20 protein-coding genes are annotated in these 22,196 nt (G+C 48.4%); 6 read left to right on the forward strand and 14 right to left on the reverse strand.

What is annotated here, in order from left to right:
• A complete protein-coding gene (locus RN22_RS03885) occupies positions 1–738 on the forward strand; it encodes a 4'-phosphopantetheinyl transferase (protein WP_156168163.1) in 738 nt (245 codons plus the stop codon).
• 322 nt (positions 739–1,060) lie between these two features.
• Here RN22_RS03885 and RN22_RS03890 read toward each other — a convergent pair whose 3' ends face one another.
• From RN22_RS03890 to RN22_RS03935, 10 genes are all read right to left on the reverse strand, one after another.
• On the reverse strand, positions 1,061–1,756 hold the full coding sequence (locus tag RN22_RS03890; protein WP_046303158.1) for an ATP-binding cassette domain-containing protein: 696 nt from the start codon (positions 1,754–1,756) through the stop codon (positions 1,061–1,063).
• Positions 1,756–3,477 (reverse strand): ATP-binding cassette domain-containing protein, encoded by a 1,722-nt coding sequence (locus RN22_RS03895; RefSeq protein WP_046303159.1) that lies wholly within the window; start codon positions 3,475–3,477, stop codon positions 1,756–1,758. The genes RN22_RS03890 and RN22_RS03895 overlap by 1 nt, the downstream gene beginning before the upstream one ends.
• Positions 3,455–4,306 (reverse strand): branched-chain amino acid ABC transporter permease, encoded by an 852-nt coding sequence (locus RN22_RS03900; protein ID WP_002538773.1) that lies wholly within the window; start codon positions 4,304–4,306, stop codon positions 3,455–3,457. The genes RN22_RS03895 and RN22_RS03900 overlap by 23 nt, the downstream gene beginning before the upstream one ends.
• 17 nt (positions 4,307–4,323) lie before the next feature.
• The gene (locus RN22_RS03905; RefSeq protein WP_046303160.1) at positions 4,324–5,490 is read right to left on the reverse strand and encodes a substrate-binding domain-containing protein; all 1,167 of its coding nucleotides are present in this window, start codon (positions 5,488–5,490) and stop codon (positions 4,324–4,326) included.
• A 31-nt stretch (positions 5,491–5,521) separates the two neighbouring features.
• Positions 5,522–6,928, reverse strand: coding sequence for an indoleacetamide hydrolase (gene iaaH, locus RN22_RS03910; RefSeq protein WP_046303161.1), 1,407 nt, complete (start codon positions 6,926–6,928; stop codon positions 5,522–5,524).
• Between the two features lie 104 nt (positions 6,929–7,032).
• Positions 7,033–9,033: a tyramine oxidase gene (locus tag RN22_RS03915; protein ID WP_046303162.1), complete on the reverse strand. Its 2,001-nt coding sequence runs from the start codon at positions 9,031–9,033 to the stop codon at positions 7,033–7,035.
• Between the two features lie 144 nt (positions 9,034–9,177).
• Positions 9,178–10,284 (reverse strand): class II histone deacetylase, encoded by a 1,107-nt coding sequence (locus RN22_RS03920; protein ID WP_046303163.1) that lies wholly within the window; start codon positions 10,282–10,284, stop codon positions 9,178–9,180.
• A 135-nt stretch (positions 10,285–10,419) separates the two neighbouring features.
• A complete protein-coding gene (locus tag RN22_RS03925) occupies positions 10,420–11,439 on the reverse strand; it encodes a response regulator transcription factor (RefSeq protein ID WP_046303164.1) in 1,020 nt (339 codons plus the stop codon).
• Positions 11,440–11,565: 126 nt separating this feature from the next.
• Positions 11,566–12,024, reverse strand: coding sequence for a MarR family winged helix-turn-helix transcriptional regulator (locus RN22_RS03930; RefSeq protein ID WP_046303165.1), 459 nt, complete (start codon positions 12,022–12,024; stop codon positions 11,566–11,568).
• A 2-nt stretch (positions 12,025–12,026) separates the two neighbouring features.
• Positions 12,027–12,989 carry an MBL fold metallo-hydrolase gene (locus tag RN22_RS03935; protein WP_046303166.1) on the reverse strand — a complete coding sequence of 321 codons (963 nt, stop codon included), beginning with the start codon at positions 12,987–12,989 and terminating at the stop codon, positions 12,027–12,029.
• 297 nt (positions 12,990–13,286) lie between these two features.
• On the opposite strand from RN22_RS03935, the gene RN22_RS03940 reads away from it, so the two are divergent.
• Both RN22_RS03940 and RN22_RS03945 read left to right on the forward strand, forming a co-directional pair.
• Positions 13,287–14,957: an FAD-dependent oxidoreductase gene (locus tag RN22_RS03940; protein ID WP_046303167.1), complete on the forward strand. Its 1,671-nt coding sequence runs from the start codon at positions 13,287–13,289 to the stop codon at positions 14,955–14,957.
• The gene (locus tag RN22_RS03945) at positions 14,954–15,139 is read left to right on the forward strand and encodes a DUF2783 domain-containing protein (protein ID WP_046303168.1); all 186 of its coding nucleotides are present in this window, start codon (positions 14,954–14,956) and stop codon (positions 15,137–15,139) included. Before RN22_RS03940 ends, RN22_RS03945 begins: the two co-directional genes overlap by 4 nt.
• Before the next feature lie 86 nt (positions 15,140–15,225).
• Here RN22_RS03945 and RN22_RS03950 read toward each other — a convergent pair whose 3' ends face one another.
• From RN22_RS03950 to RN22_RS03965, 4 genes are read right to left on the reverse strand one after another with little or no spacing between them, the layout of a single operon-like run.
• The gene (locus RN22_RS03950) at positions 15,226–16,014 is read right to left on the reverse strand and encodes a response regulator transcription factor (RefSeq protein ID WP_231590840.1); all 789 of its coding nucleotides are present in this window, start codon (positions 16,012–16,014) and stop codon (positions 15,226–15,228) included.
• Positions 16,015–16,036: 22 nt separating this feature from the next.
• Positions 16,037–17,338 (reverse strand): TRAP transporter large permease, encoded by a 1,302-nt coding sequence (locus RN22_RS03955; protein WP_046303170.1) that lies wholly within the window; start codon positions 17,336–17,338, stop codon positions 16,037–16,039.
• Positions 17,331–17,885, reverse strand: a complete 555-nt coding sequence (locus RN22_RS03960; RefSeq protein ID WP_046303171.1) for a TRAP transporter small permease — start codon at positions 17,883–17,885, stop codon at positions 17,331–17,333. Before RN22_RS03960 ends, RN22_RS03955 begins: the two co-directional genes overlap by 8 nt.
• Positions 17,875–18,894 (reverse strand): TRAP transporter substrate-binding protein, encoded by a 1,020-nt coding sequence (locus RN22_RS03965; RefSeq protein ID WP_046303172.1) that lies wholly within the window; start codon positions 18,892–18,894, stop codon positions 17,875–17,877. Before RN22_RS03965 ends, RN22_RS03960 begins: the two co-directional genes overlap by 11 nt.
• Positions 18,895–19,272: 378 nt before the next feature.
• On the opposite strand from RN22_RS03965, the gene RN22_RS03970 reads away from it, so the two are divergent.
• From RN22_RS03970 to RN22_RS03980, 3 genes are all read left to right on the forward strand, one after another.
• On the forward strand, positions 19,273–20,226 hold the full coding sequence (locus tag RN22_RS03970; protein ID WP_156168164.1) for a helix-turn-helix domain-containing protein: 954 nt from the start codon (positions 19,273–19,275) through the stop codon (positions 20,224–20,226).
• 87 nt (positions 20,227–20,313) lie between these two features.
• Complete coding sequence (locus RN22_RS03975; RefSeq protein WP_197076243.1) at positions 20,314–21,747, forward strand: aldehyde dehydrogenase family protein; 1,434 nt, start codon at positions 20,314–20,316, stop codon at positions 21,745–21,747.
• Positions 21,748–21,757: 10 nt separating this feature from the next.
• Positions 21,758–22,180 carry a hypothetical protein gene (locus tag RN22_RS03980; RefSeq protein ID WP_046303175.1) on the forward strand — a complete coding sequence of 141 codons (423 nt, stop codon included), beginning with the start codon at positions 21,758–21,760 and terminating at the stop codon, positions 22,178–22,180.
• The last annotated feature ends 16 nt before the right edge of the window (positions 22,181–22,196 follow it).

A 22,196-nucleotide genomic window follows, 5' to 3' on the forward strand; every position in this document is an offset into this window, starting at 1 on the left:
TTGAAGATATTCTTCAAGAAGGAAACAGGAAGAGAACAATCAAAAATGAGTGAGCGTCTAATTGAAGAAATAGGTCTTTTTCAGGAGCATCGAGCTATTGGGGTTGAAGTATGGTGGTGTCGATTTAACAGCCTTCATCTAAACCAAAATCTGGGTTGCTCACTGAATATAGATATACCTGATGACATACGCCGATCAGTGCCAAAACGGCAAGCAGAATATATGGCCGGGCGAATTCTTGCGCGACAGGCCTTAGCCTCTATAGGTTCAAATTCTACTGAGGTCACACGAAACGTGGACAGGTCACCAGGATTTCCTAAAGGCATTTCTGGTTCGATTTCACACACTCGTGATCAAGCATTGTGTGCAGTAACAAGTAATAATGCTATCAACTTTCTGGGCGTAGATATCGAATATCTCTTATGCCACAAAACGGCAAACGACCTCTCCAACCACATCATGAATACAAGAGAATTGAAGTTTTTTGACGAGTGTAAACTGTCTTTTAGGCAGTTTGCGACTCTCGTATTTTCAGCAAAAGAAAGCGTCTATAAAGCCATTTACCCCTATATCAAAGACGTTATTGGTTTTGAAACGTCGGAGGTAATTGGGATTAGCGAGAAACATATTGAACTAGTGCTTGATGAGAGAATTGGAAAGCTGCTACCCCAGTATTCGACATTAAATTGCCAATTCAATATGACAGAGGATCACATCATCACTCTTGTTGCCCAGTAATCCTTTAGTATCGGTATTATCCAAAAACAATGTTACCTCTGGACCTCCCTTTTTGGTGATGGCAGTCCAAGGAAAGCCAAATGCTGTCTAACTCGAGTGTGTCTTTCACGTTGGTGATAATGCAGTGATATTTTTCCGAATTTACCTTTTCACAGGATGGTTAACCTCCGAACAGCGCAAAAAGCCGCTGACTCTAATCAGCGGCTTTTGGTGCGATAACGAACTCTCCGTTGGCTAGGTGTCTACTCGTAAGTTTCTATTATTTTGTAATGTTTCACTTATTGAAGAACAAAAAAGGCCAGCTTTAGTATTGATGGCACCATTAAATAAGAAGCTCACTGACAATACGCTCCCTTAAATTTGGAGAAGCAGGGAAAAGAGACTTCAACTCACCGTGATCCATCACCCAACAGGCATCGGCGATTTGCTCTATCAGTGAAAGATTCTGCTCTGCCACAACGAAGCTTCGTCCTTGTTTAGCTTGTTCGAGGATCACCTCCCCCATTCGCTCGATGTTTTCAGGTTGAACTCCCTCTGTTGGCTCATCAAGTAAAGTCAGCAATCCGTCTTCGACGACAGCTCGGCAAAATGAGACCAACTTCCTCTCGCCACCCGACAATTTCCCAGCCTGCACGTCATAACGTTTTTCTATGATCGGAAAAGCCTCAAGAAGGCGGTGAACAAGAGGGTTTTCACCCCACTTACCTGTCAGTGATAGATTATCCCGCACAGTCAATCCCCCAAAAACTGACTGTTCTTGTAATCCATGGCTAATTTGCTTTTGCTGTCGCTCAAAAGCATTCAAGCCCGACAGATCTTTTCCATTAAGGCATATATGACCTTTGCCGGGCACCAGCGCTCCCGACAAGAGCTTCATTAAAGTGGTTTTTCCCACACCATTGCGACCAGCAAGGCACACAACCTCTCCTTTCCCGATTGAAAAGTTCACATCCCTAACGATCGTAATATCGCCATACCCACCTGAAAGACCTTTCACATCCAGAATTTTGTCTGACATTACTTGGTTCCTCCTGCGTAAATGGCTCGTACTTCCTCGTTCTTACGAACAAAATCAAAGCTGCCAAAACACAACATAGAACCTTGATTCATCACAAGCACTTCGTCAGCCAATTTCTCCACCACTTGCATGTCATGCTCAATAATCACACAGGGTTTTCTCTCTCTGGCGATGTAATTTTTGATGATGTCGATGAGCGTTTTTGTCTCGACAGGTGAGAGTCCCGCACAGGGTTCATCCAGCAATAACAAGTCAGGTTCAGCAAGACAGGTCATCGTAAAGTCCAGCATTTGACGTTGCCCTACCGATAGCGATCCGGCCAAGACTTCACCCTGTTCAAGAAATGGCATCGCTTCGTAAAGCGCGTTTAAAGATGCAGAACGTTTTCCGTATTTGGCGACTCGGAATAATGATTTTTTATTCGAACGGCTTGCCCACATCGCCAAATGAATATTCTCTTCAACGCTTAGCGATGGGAACACACAAGGAATTTGTAATTTCCGACCTATACCCTGACGTGCAGCGTCATAAGGCTTACGTGGACTAAAGCGTTCTCCATTCCATACAAGCGTTCCGGAAGAAAGCGGCAGCACGCCAGTCATAGTGTTGAATGCCGATGTTTTTCCTGCGCCGTTTGGGCCGATCAGGCACTGAATACCCTTTCCACCCAACCTCATATCCAAGGACGATAGAATATTAACTGCTCCTATCGATACGGAGACATCATTGATGGCGAGCGTCACGCGCCGTTCAGGCGAGCAGGCATTAGGCTCCTCATCTGACTTGTCTTCCTCAATACGCTTTTTCGTCGCGGGTAACCAACCTAGCAAACCCTTTGGTAAAAAGAGCACTACAACAATGAAAATAGATGCGACTATCACTTCCCAGTAAGGGAAAGACGCTTTCAACTCACTGGACACCATTCCCATCACCAAAGCACCAGCAATAGGACCAACCAGCGTAAAACGTCCTCCCACTGCAGCCCAGATAACAAACTCTGCCGAAAGGAAAAAGCCCAGTGCCTGTGGCGTAACGATGCCCTGATGGACACTGTACAACGCGCCTGCCAACCCAGAAACCGCAGCACTTATGGCAAAGACAATACTTTTCAGTTGGTCACTTTTGTAACCCAGTAAGTCAACACGCTGTTCATTATCACGGATGGCATTAAGCAAAAGTCCGAATGGCGTATTTTCTAAATACTGAAGGGACAAAAGCACAACTGCCACTGCGCCTGCAATCACCCAATACAGGTTTTCGTAACGATCTGTTCCTGGAATGTCATTAATGCCATTAAGGCCGTTAAACCCGCCTGTGACACCATCAAAAACCAATGCTAATTGCGTTGCCAACATGGCAACCGCCAGTGTGATCAACGAAAAATACGGGCCGGAACTCGAAGTACGTGAGAACACCAGCTTTCCCAATGCGAAAGCTAACAGCGCCGGTACCAGAAGTGCCAAAACCAGTCCTTCTACGACACTGAACACCGATGCCTGCTCAACATTCACATAACCATAAAGATACGCGCCCAATCCAAAGAAAGCGGCTTGGCCAAGCGGTAAGAAACCTGCCTGCCCCCAACAAGACGCGACACTCAATGCTGCGAGTCCGAAGATTAAATAGAGACCAACCTCATATGCAGTAAAGCTATCGATAAACAGAGGCAGTGCGAAGATAAACGCGATCGCGTAAAAATTAACGTTGCGAAATGATGCCATTGGGTTTCCACCATAAAAAGAAAATCGACAGCAGAAGCACACCTGTATAGCCGACGACCTTGTCGAACAGGTTGGAGAGGGACTGATCTAAGCCGCCAATCATGCCGCTTCCCAGAATCAGGCCTTCAACGCTGCCGAGGCCGCCAATCACAAGGGCGAAAAATGAGGAGAGCAAGTAATCCAGCCCCATGTAGGGGTCGACTCTCACCAGAGGTGCAATCAAGGCACCGGCGAGCCCTGCCGTACTGACACCGAAAACAAACGTGTAAAAGGCAACGCGTTCAGTGTTTATTCCCACCGCCTGCGCCAGTGCAGGGTTGTCTACCATCGCACGAATTTTGAGGCTGGCAGGGCTTTTTCTGAACCACAGGTAGATGCCTGTCATCAAGGCGGCAATCAACACCACCAAGAGCAATCGATAAACTGGGTAATCAACACCAACAACATCGACGGTGCCTGGCAAGTATTGAGGAACGTTTTGGTACTCCCTACCAAAAAGAGCCTCAATCCCTTTTCGGATGAGCATGGCTACACCCCAAGTTGCCAACAAGGTGTCAAACGGCCGCTGATAAAGGTGCCTGATGAGGCCCTTTTCCATGAGTGCACCGACTAAAGCACTCACAATGACAGCCAAAAAAAGGCCCGCAGGCCAAGGCAGTGACCATTGACTTGCGAGCAGCGCGCTATAAGCGCCAAGCATGACAAACTCACCATGCGCCATGTTCATCACACCTAGTAGTCCGAACACAGCGGCAAGGCCTGTTGCAACTAAAGCCAACACTGAGAGGCTGTAGATGACGTTCAAAATATACAAGGTCAACACATCCATGTGCGTCACTCTCTCCATTAACTGCAGGTACTGCCGCTAGGCACGTTTTCAAAGGTTTCAACAACGCGGAATCTGCCATCTACGGCTTCCGCAAGATAGATATCTTTATCAACATGTCCCTTCGTCAACGTCATGTTCCCGCGAGGAGAAGAAAATGACGCGCCCTCAGAAGCGCTGGCAATTTTTTCAGCCGCTACGCCTTTTGCTTCGTTTGCCAAGGCTTTGAAGAGATAGACACCGTCATAGCAGGACTCACCTAATGCATTGAGTGCAGGTGCATCACTGCCAAACTTTTCGTAGTAGCGCTCAGCAAATGCGGCGGCTTTTGGCGAGTTAATGTTCTGAAAATAACCTGATGAAGAGTAAAGTCTTGCAGCATTTTCTGCCCCAATACCTGCTAGGGTATTTTCTTCTATTAAGGTGCCCAATCGCAGGGCTTGCTTGTCCAAACCGAAGTTTGCAAATGCGCGGTTAAAGCTCACTGATGCACCACCAACCAAAGTGATCAGTACTGCATCAGCGCCACTGGCTTTGATTTTTGCCAAGCTGGAGTCGAAGTTATCGGCTGAAAATGGCAGATATTCCTCACCGACTACCTCACCACCTGCTGCTTTAATGTATTCTTTCGCCGCAGCATTCGAGTCACGTGGCCAGTTGTAATCATTACCAATCAAATACCATTTACTGACCTTGTTGTTTTTTGCTAACCAAGGAATGACCGGTGCCAATTGCTGCGCAGGGGTCTCACCGAGTACATAAGTTCCCTCTGCGCATTCACCACCTTCATAGATTGGCGTATAGATGTAAGGCACCTCGCCTTTGAACAAGTTGGTGAGTGCACCTCGCACAGCACTGTCATGCATGCCAATAAACGCATCCACTTTTTCGCCTTTGTACAGGCGCACCGCATTTTTCAGCGCATCGGAAGGAGAACCGCCAGCATCGGCATAAAACACTTCAACCTGCTTGCCTAAAATGCCACCCGACTTATTGATTTCTTCAACCGCCATTTCTGTGCAGTTTTTACAGGAGGGGCCAAACAGACCCGCGGGGCCTGATTGGGGAATCATCACACCGAGTTTAACTGTCTCCGCAGCGAGAGTCCGGGTTGAGACAAAAGTCGGTGCAATCGCTGCCAGCAGCGCAGCACTCATCGACGAAGTTAAAAATTCGCGTCTTTTCATTGTTGTGTTCCTTACATCTATGAAGAGTGGATCAGGGGCGTTGCGTAAAGTTGAAGACTGACTCCAGCGCTTCCGCGATCGATAGCAACCGCTCATCGCTGTTGAAAGGTCCATCAATTTCGATACCAACAGGCAAGCCGTTATGGGTTAAACCTATGGGTAGGCTAATTCCCGGGATCCCTGCATTACTGCCCGGATCGGTGTTGTGAATGAAGGTTGGAAAGGTAGGTAGGCGTTCGCCATTAAGTTCAACGGTTTCATCATCACCAATAGGCGCGGCAGGCAGCACAGTGGTTGGGAAGATGACAGCATCCACGCCTTGCTTCGAGAAATAGTCTGCGTAGGTTTGTTGGAGTTTAGGACGAACCACATTAACAGCTTCTCGATACACGGATTCTGGCATCGCGCCATCAGACATCAGCGAAGCCATCAATCCACTCACGTCAGGGCTTAAAGCATGATCAGCGACGTCTTTAATACTGATATGTGATGCATGAGCGGTAAGATAGGCAGGTAAGTCCTGCATAAATTCATAAAGCGCAATCGGGAAACTGCAGGCTTCATCAAGTTCACCAACATTGGGAATATCCGCCTCCACCAAGGTCACGCCCGCATCAGAAAGTTTCTTTAAGGCATCTTCAGATAATCTGGCGACTTCAGGGTCTAGATTGTCAAAGAAATAGGCTCGGGGAACACCCAGCTTGATAGAGGAAAAACTCGCTACTTCATCAATGGCGGAATCGTTTTTACCCGCCATGATGGCATCCAAGATTCGACAATCCTTGACAGTATTCGCCATTGGACCTGCCGTATCCCGGGTATGGCTGACAGGTACCAGTCCTTCTGATGGATAGCGCATCATAGAAGGTCTAAAGCCAACGATCCCACAAAGTGCAGAAGGTAACCTTACGGAGCCTCCTGTGTCCGTTCCAATGCCTGCTGGCATAATGCCAGCTGCAATCGCCACAGCGACACCACCGCTGGAGCCACCGGGGATCCGCTCTGTATTCCACGGGTTTTTCGACGCGCCGCTATATCCATTGTTGGTCGTAATACCAAAGGCCAGCTCGTGCATGTTTCCCATGCCACCCACTAAGGCACCACTGTTCAACAGCCGCTCAGCCACGACGGAAGCACTGCTGATATTTCCCGCTAATGCTTTAGTCGCAGCAGACGCAGCAAGAACACCAGTCTGAATGTTATCCTTGAAGCAAAGTGGGATGCCATTGAGCCCTTCACCTGCTTTTCCACTCTGGTCAACGTCCCTAGCTGCCTTTCGAAGCATCTCCCAGTCAACCGTAATAAAAGCGTTAAGGTGTTTCAGACTTTCCGCGCGCTCGATAACCGCGTCGATGTAGGATTCGCAGGTTAACTCACCCGATTTAAATGCTGCCTGCAGCTTTTCTAACGTAAACGGTACATCTCTCTTATCCGTCATCTCTTGCTCCTGAGAATTATGCTTCCTTTCCCTCTCAGCATGAAACGAGCACGAAAAAACCGCCATCCTCAACAATGAGGATGGCGGCAAAGACGTGAACTCAATTACTTCCCAGAAGGGGTTTCTGCATTGCGGATTGTCAGCGCTGGATTATGGGCAAAGAAGTTGTGTGGCATGATGTGTACCGTTTTCCACTCAGTGGACATCACAGGCCAATCCTCCATTCTTGGAATGTGATGAAAGCCAGCCGTAAACCAAGTCACGATATCTGCATTCATCAGGGAGCGGTCTTCTTTCACCCACTCTGCCAACGTGTCCGAGCCATCACTTTGCACAGCATATTTGCCTCCGGCGTAGCGCTGGTCCGGATCATAAACCGTGTTCCAAACGGCATATTGGATGTAGGCATTTCGCCTCATTGGAGGATCATTTTCAAAATCGAATGGCCCATAAGCCACCGAACCATGGTGTAGCATGTAGCCTGGTTTATGCCCCAGATACCCGTCGCGTTTTGCATTACTGATATGCAAGTATCTTGGCTTAGCGGTTGAGGTTTTGTATCTCGCATCCAGCTCAGAGTCGAGCATGGTGTGTTTCACTTCCCACATTGAGCGTCGCGGTACAGCAGGATCAACAGAGGCAGGAACAATGTCCATCGTTGCCGCATGGTTCACTGGTTGATCGATATCGAAGTCAATCCGGAAATTGAAGTAATGATCATGATTCGCCGCGACTAAATTTGGGGCAATCAGGGTGCCGTAGCGGGTATCTTCCTTGTAGGTTTCGCTGTCAGTGTTCACCGAAGCTACCCCTTTCACCGCATCGAGACCGGATGCGCCAACTTTGACATACAGTTGGCCATCTTGCTTCAAACGGTAATCAATCAGGTAGTCGTAGTTGCCCACTTCAGATGCAGTGCGAATCACCAATTCCGTTTCAGGACGCCCTTCGACAGGGACAAACTTATCTGGACCTTGCTCAAAGACTTCGTAATGACGCCATGCAGGATCGCCAATATTGCGCTCAAAAATACAAATCGCGTTAGGAATTTCGAGTGGATTACCTTGGTCATCCGCAATCATTGCGGGTAAGAACGTCGCATAAACCGGGCAATCAATGCCGGCCTCAAGTGGTGTCATAAACAGCCCAAACCCGTATTCACCACTGTCCATATAGGTACGCCAGTACCAGCCTTCTGTCGGATCCATATAGGGAACGAAGACTTCTGACAAATGCGCTTGATAGATAATCGGACGCCACGTGCCTTGGTCGTTCACGTCGATATTTGAAACCACCAAACCTGCGCGTTTCTCGGTACGGAAATTCAAACGCCAGATGTCCCATTCAAGGTGACTCCCCTCAATGGTGTAATTCGGTTCACCCGTCTGAGTCACAACCGCCGGATTTGTTTTAGGTCTTAGTGGAACCCTTTTCGCCACTTCTTCCTCGGTGTAACCCCAGTCGTCAGCGGGAAGCGGCACTGCGCCAGTATCAATGATTTCTACGACTTCTTTTTTGCCAATGTCATAGGTGGCAAATAAGCCCTCAATAGGCTTCGCGTAATAATTTGACCCGGTAGGGAGGACATAACATGGCACCTTCATCAGGCGCGAGTTTTCAAAGGCTTCTGTGAAGAAATTACCTGCGGTTAGAGGAAGACAAAAGACATCGTCTGGTTTCAAACCACGTTTGGCTAACCCTTTTTCCATGTCTGGATGAGAAGTCGCGCCGGTCAATGCACCAATAAACTCTTCAAACAGGATCATGGGTTGACCGCTGCCCTTGATAAGTTGATTAGACTCTACTTTCTTCTGAGTGATGTTGACCACCGCTTCATAAAAACCCTCAGGTCCAGTCATCACCACTGTGGCACGTCTATCCAAGGGTTGGCCTTTTTTCCACGCCAGAACTTTCTCTTTTGGCGGCTCTTTTAAATCAATGAGAGGAAACAGCGTATTCTCGTCGGCTAGCTCAGAACCACGCAGAATGCTTTGTATCGATTTATATTCTTCGGCCGTCAGGCCATCCAGCGGGTGGGCACTCAATGGCATCGATAGCAATGCCACCAAAGCAAGAGGTAGAAATACAATCCTTTTTATCCTCATCTCTTATCTCCTTTCATCCTTTTCACTTTCAGGGTGTTTTTACCTTAAAGGTTGAAGGATTTTTCTTCTTGGTACTGGGCGTCAGACCCGTTGGAGGTCAACGACAGGAGAACAGCGGATTGCAGGGAATCCGCTGTTGGGGGCCTACCGTTTTAGTAGTGGCGCAGACTCAGCGACCCAAGCTATTAATGCTGCCTGATGGGGTTGGCATTCCTGCCCACCCATTCCGCCAACAATCGGTAAGAAGGGGTCTTCAAGCTCCGTTTTCAAGCCGCTTAACGCCTCCATGACTGCCAAACCACAGTACGGCACATAGGCTGTGGAGTAGCCGCCTTCATGAATACACAGCAAGTGACCGTGACAGAGCTTCTCGGCAGCAGCCACCAAAGACTCGGTCATGTATCTATAGGTTTCGCTCGTCGCCATATTGCGGCCAAGCGGGTCAATCGCACTGCCATCAAAACCGGATGACACAATGATCAGTTCAGGTTGATAAGCTTCCAGCGCGGGAAGTACAACATCTTCAAAGGCCTTGCGATAAGCCCCATCACCAGAGCCCGGAGGTAAAGGAACGTTGATATTGTAGCCTTCACCCTCACCCTTACCGCGTTCTTCCAATGCACCAGACATAGGTGGGTAAAAGTTATCCTGATGAATGGAAATAGTGAGCACACCTGAGTCTTGATAGAAAGCGCCTTGCTGGCTATTTCCATGGTGAACATCCCAATCAACGATGGCTATACGTCCCATACCGTGGACATCCCGGGCATAATTCGCCGTGATAACGCCATTGCCAAAAATACAAAACCCGCGCCCCATTTCAGGTTCTGCATGATGACCAGGCGGACGAACCAAGCAATACGCATTGTCGACGTGCCCTTCCATCATCCGATCCATCGCCTCTAAACAACCTCCCAAGCTCATCAGGGCTATTTCATAACTACCTGGACCAAAGGGAGTAAGCTCGCCAGCATCACCGCCATTGGCATCACTCATTTCGCGAATGCTATCGATGTAGGCTTGAGTGTGAAAACTAAGCAAGTCGTTATTATTAGCCAGTCGCGGGGGAATCGTGGTTAGAGAATCAGCAAGTCCTGCCACATTCAGAAGATTAAGCAAGCGTCGCTTCGTTTCCGCATTCTCCGCATGCTTATCGGGTTGAATAGTGAGTCCAGGTGGCAGAAAAGCAGCGGCTTCTCCGGTGTTATGCCAGAAGTAGAGTTCGTGTGTCACCAATCCAGTCTTTCTCATCTTGCTCCTCCTTGGATAACCTGATCAGTCATTTGAATCAGGTGATTAACCAACAAGCTAGGAGCTAGAAGCAGAACCTTGAATGATGCAAATGCATTGTTTTACATTTTTTCAGAGGGTTTCCCTGATGGTGTATCAAATAAGGGAACGGTATTTTTCCACCAACTCAACTTTGTTTCGAATGCCAAGTTTCAGGTATATGGACTGCAGGTGATTGCGTACCGTCGTGGGTGCCCGGTTAATCTCCTGGGCAATTTCCATATAGGTTTTCCCTTTTGCAAACAGCTCGGCAACCTGTGCTTCCCTTTCGGTCAATTCAGATAGCAAAGATGAAGGGTAAGCCCGCAAAAACCAGTAACTGTCTATCGATTCAAATGTCAGGGTGAAATGTCTTCCTTTCCATGACGAGATATTCCCAAGCACACTTTCTTGAATCTCTTCCGGTAAAACGCATCCATCCCAGTCTGGGTAGTCTCGTTTGAGCAGTTCAATAAAACCAATCGACGGTGTATTCAGCATAAACCCACTGTCAAACATCGCTGCTTCCAACACGCTGTTTGCCTGCGCACTTTGGTTGGTCAACACCGAGAATTCAAGGCAGTGATTGAGGCTAAGTACAATGTGGGGCATGACAAGGCGAAGGCAATTTCCGTCTTGTGGTTCAAACGCTGCACCTTCCCTATTTCGATACAGCGAGAGAAAATCCACCAGCAAACTCTCTCCCATGTTCCCTTTCGCATCCAGCAAGAGTTCAGGATCGACTTTCATGAACGAGAGCACTTGGTGAATGTCGTGCTGCCAAAGAAAATCACACAATGCCCCGCTCATTGTTTCGAGCTGAACCTCTGACATAAAAGGCGTGGTGGCATCGTTGTAGAGACTTTCTGCAATGGTGTCGCAGTCAGCAATTTTCTGCCATTGCTCAAAGTAATCTTCTGGTAATTGAAACAGCGAATTGCCGTGTACTTCAGGCGTATCAGAGAGTTCGGGAAAAAGAGCGCGTCCCCACCATGCGCTGTCAAAATGAATAAGCTGACGAAGCTGCGTAATGGTCCATTGCTTGAAATCACCAGGCTGCATATGGCTGGATGCCTGATAAAGCAGTGCGACAAACTGCAATATATCTTCAGTCGTTGAAACGCTTTTCCCCTTCATCAGCCGTTACTCCATGGCCATTCGATTCGCTTTAAAAGCTTATATCCAAACCAACGGATTATGTAGGAAGCGGCAGAAGGTGGAGAGTTAACAAGTCAGGATAAGCAGGACTAGAGTCTGCTGACCCTAGCCTTTCATTTGCTCCAGTCGGGCATCCAACTTTTCCATCACACGAAGGAAGTCGCGGTACTCAACGGTATCAAGTACATCAATAAGCTCAGCTTCCCAACCCAGCGCTTTGGGAGCGATTTTCGCATAGAGATCACGGCCTGACTCACTGAGCGAAAGGAATGACACACGGTTGTCTGTGCTGTCTTTTACCTTCAGCAAAAGACCTTTTTCTTCAAGCAGTTTGACCGCGCGGGAGACCCGGGATTTATCCATAAAAGTGAGATCACCGATGTCTTTGGCGTTCAGTTTTTCGTGCTCAGCCAACCGAGCAAGAATCCGCCATTCGGGAATAGAAACATCAAACTCTTCCCGATAGATTTTCGAGCAGGCGTTACTGATACCATCAGCCAAATTCACCATCCGATAAGGAAGAAACTGGTTGAGCATTAATGTGCGATGTTTTTTCTGTGTCATTCCTAATCCTGTAAAGCGTCCCAGACTTCCCGATCTTTCTCTGCGGTCCAGATCTCGGGCCAGTCCTTACCTTCAAATTCGTCCCATAATCGTTTTACATCAAACGGTAAGCAATGCTCAAATATCGGCCATGCGCCAAACTTAGGAGCGAGCAATGTGTGGGTTTCCTCGAATGCTTCTTTCAGTGTTCCACCGCGCTTATGCACTGCTCCGACGGTGTCCAACATACCCGTTAAGAAGCCGCGGGTTTGCTCAATCGCAGCATTGACTGCATCGTTACCCCGCGCCACCGCGCCGCGCCCCCCGACTAATATATCAGCTTGATATGACTTCACTTTATCCAGAGTTTGAGATGACCAGTCAAAGTGGAAGGCATCCCCAGTGTAAAGTGCTGCCTGGGCCTCAACCAAGTCCCCTGCAAACAGTATTTTTTGCTTAGGTAACCAAGCAACAATGTCTCCTGCAGTATGCCCTCGGCCACAATGTTCAAGTACCAAGCTTCCGCGATCACCACCGAGCGGGATTTCAATGCGGCTGTCAAATACAACGTCCGGGTGCGTTAAACCCGGAATGCCCTCTGGCTCTCTGAACAAGCGAGGCATACGCCCGAATTCACTTTCCCAATCCTGCTGGCCACGTTCTTCAATAAGCATTTTCGTGCTCTCATGCGCAATGATGGTTTCCGCGTTAAAAGCTGATGCGCCTAATACCCTCACTGCATGGTAATGAGACAAAACCAAGTATTTCACAGGCTTGTCCGTATGCTCTCTCAGCATAGTCAGCCAGTCCTGAGCAGCTTTGGGGGTGGCTCTTGCTTCAAAGGCGATAACGAAGTCTTCTGCTTCTATCGCGCCTACATTGGGATCACCCTCTGCCGTTAACGCGTAAACGCCTTCGGCTAATACCTCAAGTGTTTCCTGTTTTTCACCTAAGTCGGCGGATGATGCGAATGGTTTCGTTGCCATGTTGGTTCCTTTAGCGTGATTGACTTCCTAAAACCAAGATAGCAAATACTCTCACGTGAGATTTACAAATATCCATAAATATATCAAATATAAGACACTAAAATTTTCACTCATCAATGAGAGAGATAAAAACACAAGGTTAAATCTTTAATTTACAATGCATTAATAATTTAAGACAAAACAGGCTTATTAATAAAGAGCTAGATCCTCCCAAAATTGAAACAACATTTTCTTGATTCTGTCGTTTAATCACCTCTAAATTTATTCTTACATGAGAACATTTTTAGATGGATTTTTATGTTATCAACTTATACCAATCCGGTTTATTCCTATTCGAGGAGTAAAGACCAACAATCAGGCACAGTGACCCATCACAAGGTCGTGATTATCGGTGGCGGGCCAGCGGGCTTATCCATGGCTATTGATCTTGCAAAGCAAGGCGTCGAGTCCGTCATACTCGATGACAACAACACTGTCAGCGTAGGGTCGCGGGCCATTTGCTTCGCCAAACGAACACTCGAAATCATGAATCGGTATGGCTGCGTAGAGCGGATGGTTTCAAAAGGCATCACATGGAAAAAGGGCAAGGTTTTTTTTGGTGACGAAAAGGTCTATGAGTTCGACCTACTACCTGAAAAACACCATAAGTTCCCAGCCTTTATCAACCTTCAACAATATTACTTTGAGGAATATCTGGTCGATGTGATTGAGACGCTATCAGAGGTCGATCTTCGCTGGAAAAACAACGTTCAGGTTGTTGATGCGCAAACAGACATCAACCTGCTAACCGTCGACACACCCGACGGCACTTATCAGATTTCCTGTGATTATCTTATTGTGGCGGACGGCGCAAACAGCCCTATTCGCACCAAGCTGGGTTTGGAAAGTAAAGGACAGGTTTTTCAGGACAGATTCCTGATCGCTGATGTGGTCATGAAAGCCGATTTTCCTACTGAGCGCTGGTTTTGGTTTGAACCACCCTTCCACCCTGAGCAGTCCGCATTATTACATCGTCAGGCCGACAACGTTTGGCGCATCGACCTGCAACTCGGGTGGGATGCAGACCCCGAATGGGAAAAGAGGGAAGAGAACATTCGTCCCCGTATCGAAGCCATGTTGGGCCCAGACAAACACTTCGACCTGGAGTGGGCAAGTGTGTATACCTTCCAGTGTCGGAAAATGGATGACTTCATCCATAAACGGGTGATTTTTGTCGGTGATGCAGCACATCAAGTCAGCCCTTTTGGTGCACGCGGCGCAAACGGTGCAGTCCAATCTGTTGAAAATTTAGCTTGGAAGCTATGCCGGGTACTGAACCAAACGGCCTCTCCCTTGTTGCTTCGTACCTATAATGATGAGCGACAGTTCGCGGCAGAAGAAAACATCCTGAATTCGACCCGCGCGACCGACTTCATCACCCCCAAAAGTACCATGAGCAAGGTGCTGAGGAATGCGACACTGGAACTGGCAAAAAACTACCCTTTTGCGCGTCCACTGATTAACAGCGGCAGATTATCGACACCCTGCACATACCGCAATTCAACGTTAAATACGCCTGACAGGGACACGTTCAATAATGTGTTGATTCCGGGTAGTCCAATCCTAGATGCGCCTGTAAACAAACACGAAGTTGCTTCCTGGCTTCTCGATTGGGTGGGCAATCATTTCGTACTTATGGTGGCAGAAGGTAGTACAGAACAGGATAAGCTTCTGGCTGAATTGGCAAAGATTACCGATTTAGAGGTACTACTCATCAGCCACGATCAGCAATCTGCAAACCTCCGAGGAATCACTCAACTGACAGACACACAGGGATTGCTCCACCAGAGATATGACTTATCTGAAGGTACGGCTTATCTCTTTCGCCCTGATCAAGTGATCACCGCACGCTGGCGACAGCCGGCAATTAACGACATAACAGAAGCCATGCAGCGCGCACTTGGTCACCAACTGGATGAAGCACAATGAAATTGAATATCGAGCCGAATTTCACCGATGGAGATGCATTCTATGCAGCACTCGCCAACATTTATAACTCTCTTCCTCCGGAAGAGGTCATGACAGTAAACGCCAAGTTGGTGTTGCTTCTCGCCAACCATATCGGCGAACAAGAAATTCTGGAACAAGCCATCGTGGCTGCGAACCAATAACTCACTCTACCGGCTTATTTCAGATACGCCTTATACCCAAATAACCTGAGGGAAAAATCAGGTTGTTTGGGTATATCCCTCTCTCATCAGTGGGTCAGTACTTTATGAATCAGCTGCGTTCTCCCCCTCACATTGAGCTTTTCAAAAAGATGCTTCATGTGAGTCCTTACCGTCGTGAATGAGACATTATATCGTCGGGCTATTTCCTTATCAGACAGCCCTTGTATCACCGCTAAACACACGTCCACTTCACGCGCGGTCAGGTGATACTCTTCCACCAGAAAGTCTTCATCCATCCCCGATGATGCATTGATGTCCGGGATAACATCGGGTCTGACATCTTCTTTAGAAAAAGCACCAGGTCTTGCTTGCTTCATGGCATTGGTGAAAGCTGCGCCCATTGCACTAACAATTTCCACATCTCTTTTGGTGAAATCATTTCGTCTGCGACTTCTCCAGATCCTGATATCGCCGATGTTCTGGCGACCATCATGGGCATGGAAATTCAACCCATAGGTGAGCCCATCAATAGACAGGAAATCGTTGAAAAACTCAGTCTGTTTCAACGCACTGTGCGGCATGATTTGACTCACTGCTGTTGCCTGTTTACGTTGCTGCAGCTTGGGCGTAATAGGATCGTGATACTGAAAATAGCTTTCATAGTGGGAAAGATTGTCGTCAGACATATTTATCGCCACGCGATGAGAAAAGCCGCACCGCGGCCCGTCCCATACATAGGAAGCAAAGTAATCAGCATCAAGAAGATCCAGCAAGCATTTACCCACTTGCTGGCGCATTTCCGAGCATTCCATGCCCGCATTCAAACACTCTGCAATCTGGAATACTGCATGAGTTTCTCGCATAGACAGGTTCACAACGTCCCCCTGTTACACAAATTTATCCATAAAGAAAATTAGGTAAACCCAGCGCCAAAGCGGGGATGAAAATAATGGCGAAAAGCCTCACCATATCTGCAACCCAAAATGGCATCACACCGCGAAATACCGTGCGATTATCAAGGTCCTTGAACATGCCGCTCAGCACAAAAACGTTCATGCCAACCGGCGGCGTAATTAAGCTGATCTCCGTGACCACCACAACCACAATGCCGAACCAAATCAGGTCAAAGCCCATACTTTGAACCACAGGGTAAAACACAGGAACGGTCAACAGCATCATCGACATACTTTCGAGCACAGTGCCAAGCATCAGGTAAATCACGATGATCATTAAAAACACTAGCATGGGCTGAAGATCCTGAGTGGTCAGGAAATGCACCAATCCCTCAGGAAGACCCGCACGGTTGATAAAGTTGGAGAAAATCAACGCGCCCAGCACGACAAAGAATATCTTTGCGCTCATCACCGCCGTTTCAAAAAGGACTTCTTTCAGCAGCTTTCTAGTGAGCAGATCACGCAGATAAACGATCACCAAGGCACCAAAACTCCCGATACCTGCGGCTTCGGTGGGTGTGAAAATCCCCAGATATATCCCACCCATAATGATGGTGAACAAAGAGGCAATACCGGCAATACCTTTGTAAGCCTCCCGCTTCTGCTGAGACGTCATTTCATGCCCACGGGGTCCTGCTTCTGGCGAGCGCCACACTACGTACTTCACCGCCGCCAGATACAATAAAATTCCCATCACCCCCGGCACGAAGCCTGCCGCAAACAACTCACGGATACTTTGTTCCGTCAAAATACCGTAAATGATCAAAGCCACGCTGGGAGGAATAAGGATGCCAAGCGTCCCCCCAGCGGCAATACAGGCAGACGCCAGGCTGTCGGCATAACCGAACCGACGCATAGAAGGGATAGCCACCTGACCCATCGTTGCTGCCGTTGCCAGACTGGATCCACAAATCGCGGAAAAACCGCCGCACGCCGTGATGGTCGCCATGGCCATACCACCGCGGTGGTGTCCCACCAGCGCATTAGAAGCCCGAAACAATTCAACAGACATCCCTGATCGGCTGATTAAGTTACCCATCAAAATAAACAAGGGGATCACGCTCAACGCTGGGTCTTGTAAAGTATCGACAATTCGGCGGGCACTGATCGTCAAGGCAGCAGTGAAATTGAAATCCAGTAAAGAGGCATATCCTACGACGCCTACCAGTGTCATGGCGTAAGCCAAAGGCATTCGCAGGACACACAGCAGCAAAACAATCGTGAGTCCAATCAGGGCACTAATCATGACGCTCACCCTCCAAGGACTCAACATGGCTATCTAAGGTCGCCGTTGAGCAGATCCCTCTGAACAAAAAGGCAAAAGCACTCAGCAGCAAGCAGAAAGCAATCGCATACATCGCCCAAGAGGCCGGAATTTCTAGGTACTCTGTTACCAATTGCTTTCTGTCAGCACGTGCTGCCAATTTATGGACGCTCATCGCCAGATAGATGCAGCCAACACTGAGTCCAAGGGAATAAATCCTCTCAACCCACTTGGCAAACGCCGGACTGATGGCATCCGTGAGTAAATCCACCCGGATTTGATCATCTTTAAAAACAAGTAATGGCAACATCAGCATGACCAATACCAACAGCATGAAGCCGGTCAATTCGCTGCCACCCAAGATAGGAGTGCCGAGAAGGTATCTGCCCAACACATCAAGGACGGTTAACAACATCATGCCTATCAGTGCCACAGCACTTGTCCAACGCATCAAGGGAAACAGGTAACAACATCCTTGTTGGAACAATGACCAGTAGTGTTGGCCAATGCCTGTTTTATTACTGACCATTAGCGACCTCATATGCCTGAGCCTCTTCGCGGAATGCTCTCAAAGCAGCTTTGGCATCCACATCACGATCTTTGACTGACTCAACCCAAGCCTGATCTAAGTCGCCGGTGGCCGCAGCGAAATACGCCAAATCCTGGTCAGATGCATCAACAATCTGGTTCCCTTTTTCGCGGGCGACACCTTCTGCATAGTCGTCAGCATCAGCCCATGCTTTCGCCGCCATTGCGGACAGTTTCTCGCCGGATACCGCCATAATGGCGTCTCTGTCTTTTTCAGACAGCCCATCAAGCGTATCTTCGCTCAGAAAAATACCGAAACTGCCCAAATACATGCCATGAGGCAGCTTCAGTGTATAAGGTGCAACTTCATGGAGTTTCAGTGTCGTTTTAGTCGACATCGGGTTAAACACACCATCTACAACACCTTGCGTCAGCATTTCATAGATTTTGTTAGCAGGCGCTGCGACACCAGTGACACCGAGGCGCTCACCGATTGCAGACTGAATGCCGCCACCCACACGGATTTTTTTGCCTTTAATATCCTCAAGGCTCTCCAAAGGTTCACGCATATGGATCTGGCCGGGGCCATGAGTAAAAACGCCCACTAATTCAACGCCATCATGTTCCCCTGCCTCAGCAAGGTAATCCTCATGAATCCGCCAATGGGCGACAGATACCGCTTCTGATCCGGCATTGTGGTTAGGTAATTCCGCGAGGCTCGTCAGTTTAAACTGACCAGGGAAATAACCATGGTAAGTCCAGGCACCATCTACCGCGCCATCTTCCACCAAGTCAATCAGACTGTTGGGACTTCCAAGGTCGTAGACCAAAGTAATCTTAACGCGCCCTTCAGTCGCTTCTTCAATCCATTTCCCCCATGTTGGCAACACGGTTTTATTCATCGCCGCTGCTGGGGAAAGCCATGTGGCAATCTTAAGTTCGACCTCTGCCATCACACTCATAGGCAGGAAAAGCAAACCTACTGCTACTCGCCAAAACACTCGTTTCATTACAACCTCACAATCCGTTACGATACACATAATGACAATATTTAACATATAACGTAACATGTAATAACAACAAACTAACATTACGATAAATGCGTTGATTCTCGTTATTGAAACAGCCCCGCATACAACGCATTTAAAAACATCAAGTTAGAGACAAAAGATGTTAGTGGTAGACGAATAAAAGGCAGAGGAGTGATTGAGAAGCACAGTACTGAAACAGCTAGACAGCCGACAGGATGTAAACTTTTTGTGATAAATAACGAAGGCAAATAGCATGGCGGCTTTTTGCACTTTAGCTTTAATGACTCGAATTTTTTCAATAGACCCAAATTTCGAACCAGAAAAATCTGAGTAACCGCGCAACCAAGGAGGGCTGTCGTGTTATCCCATCTTAGATTGAGCCAAACCAAGCCAAGCCTCGTGCACCTCGACGAGCTACAAACCATGATCACCGCATCATGCGGGCAGTACGCACTTGAGCCAAAACAAACCGACACCCCCTCTCTCCAAGGCGCGCTCGAGCCCTTCATGCTGTCCCGCTACGAAGCCATTAGTGTTTGCATGAATGTGGGTCAGGTAACACGGTCAGAACGCATGATTAAACAAGATCCTGGTGATCATCTTTATATGCTGGTACAGGATGAAGGTCGCTGCGTCGTCGAGCAAAATCACAAGCAACACACCTTATTGCCCGGCGACATATATGTCGTCGATTCTACCCAACCAAGCCGCTTTATATTGAATGGTCATGCCTCCAGACAAATCTCAATTCACCTTCCACGGGAAGAGATGCTCCACCGATACGGAAAAGCCATTACTGGTGGCGTGATGGTTGAGCATGACGATCCTTTGCGCACCGCGCTTATTGCTGTGGTAGCAAAATCAATGGAAGAAGGCATGCCAGACTCCTGCGCCAGATTGATGGATTCCACTTTTGACCTTTTAGGAATTTACATCGACGGGAAGGAAAAACAGAAAAGCCAAAGCGAGCGTGAAAAACAAGGCGTACTTGGGCGGGCACTCTCTCTGATCGACCGAAACTTTAACGACCCGGCATTCGACGCCTGCAAACTCGCCGATAAACTTGGGGTATCCAGTCGGACCCTTCAACGCCAGTTTCAATCCCTTGGGGAGTCACCTACCCGAAAACTCATCAATACCCGACTTGATAACGCAAAAGCGCTGTTAATGGGCATGTCTCAAAGCGACGATCACAGCTCTGTGACCAACGTGGCCTACCACTGCGGCTTCAGCGATCTCTCCTACTTCTACAAGGAGTTCCACAAGCGCTTTGATATGGCACCAGGCGCGATGGTGAACTGTCGCCAATAGCCAATGAGTTTGGCGGTTTGTTCCAAGTCACTCACGTTAACTCATCCTAAGGTGGGGTAATCATACTCATCAACGAGGATTGGAAACATGAGTACGGAAACACAGAACCCTACAAAGCCATATTTAATGACAGTGAATGGGCAAGGCAGAAGTGCTGATACCTACTTTGAGGTGTTAAACCCTTCCACGCAGGCTATCGTTGGACTGGCACCACAATCAATTCAACAAGATGTCGACGCAGCAGTCGCCGCCGCTAAAAACGCCTTCCCAACGTGGTCATCAACCCCACATGAAGAGCGAGTCGCACTTTGCCAGCAAATCGTCACCCTAATCAAAAACAACAGTGAGGCCTTAGCCACACTGATCACCCAAGAACAAGGCAAGCCGCTGAATGGCTTGGGCTCCCGTTGGGAAATCGGTGGCGCTTGCGCGTGGGCCGAATACACTGCCAGCCTGAATCTGGGTGTCAAAGTGCTACAAGATAACGAAGAAGGCCGGCTTGAGTTGCACCGGAAGCCTTTGGGTGTCGTCGCCTCCATCACACCTTGGAATTTCCCGGTACTCATCGCGATTTGGCACATTATGCCCGCACTTGTTACTGGCAATACCGTCGTCATTAAGCCCTCCCCCTACACCCCGCTTTCCACTCTAAAGCTCGTTGAGCTGATGAATCAGGTATTGCCACCCGGCGTCGTGAATGCCGTTGCGGGTGAAGACACTAACGAAAACAGCGTGGGACAAATGCTGTCATCACACCCTGACGTCCGCAAGGTGGTATTCACCGGTTCGACAGCAACAGGCAAGTCCATCATGCGCAGTGCCGCAGATTCCATGAAAAGACTCACCCTCGAATTGGGTGGAAACGACGCGGGTATCATCCTACCTGATGCCGATCCAAACGCCATCGCTGAGGGGCTTTTCTGGGGAGCCTTCATCAACAACGGGCAAACCTGCGCCGCGCTTAAGCGCCTTTACGTGCATGACAGCATCCATGATGACGTATGCGACGCATTGGTGGAATTCGCCAAACAGGTTCCGTATGGCGATGGCATGGATGAAGGTTCCATACTTGGCCCCCTTTGCACCCCTTTTCAGTTTGAAAAAGTCAGTCGCCTTGTCTCGGAAGCGGCAATCAAAGGCACTGTGCACCTCGGTGGTACTGCCGCAAACGGTCAGTTTTTCCCACCCACCATTATCTCTGGGTTAAAAAATGGCGATTCACTGGTCGATGAAGAGCAATTTGGGCCCGCTCTCCCCATCATCCGTTACACCGATATTGAAGATGCGATTCAAGCCGCGAATGACAGCAGTTCAGGCTTAGGCGGCTCTGTATGGTCTTCAGACACACAAGCCGCAGCAAATGTGGCTAAGCGCCTCGAATGTGGCTCAGTCTGGATAAACCGACACGGCATGATCCAGCCCAACGCACCGTTTGGCGGAGTCAAAAGCTCAGGTCTGGGTGTCGAATTTGGAGAAGAAGGATTAGCCGAATACACCGATATTCAGGTGGTATTTAACTGAAGGAGAAATCATGTCTGCTTTTAAAAACGCAACCGAGTTCTTTCATGCTTGTGAATCAGGCAAAGGTTGGGAGGCCTGCAAAGGCTTCGCTGAACCCAACGCCGGGTTTGATTCCCAAGCTTTCGCACTCACTGACATTCAAACACTGGAAGCCTACACCCATTGGATGCACGGTATCACCAACGGTCCTATGGCAGGCAGCCATTATGAACTCACTACCTCTGCATTTGACGATGACAAAAACACTGCGATTTTCTTTGGTACCTTTTTCGGTATCCACAGTGGAGAAGGTGGGCCTGTCGCGGCCACAGGGAAAAAGTGTGCAAGCCATTATGTGTATGTGATGCAATTATCTGATGAAGGCAAAGTCACGCATATGACCAAAATCTGGAATGATGGCTGGGCGTTGAAAGAGCTTGGTTGGACGCAGTAGGAAACCGAAGAGCCGC

The organism is Grimontia sp. AD028 (assembly GCF_000973155.1).
In the GTDB taxonomy this organism is placed as follows: Bacteria; Pseudomonadota; Gammaproteobacteria; order Enterobacterales; family Vibrionaceae; genus Enterovibrio; species Enterovibrio indicus.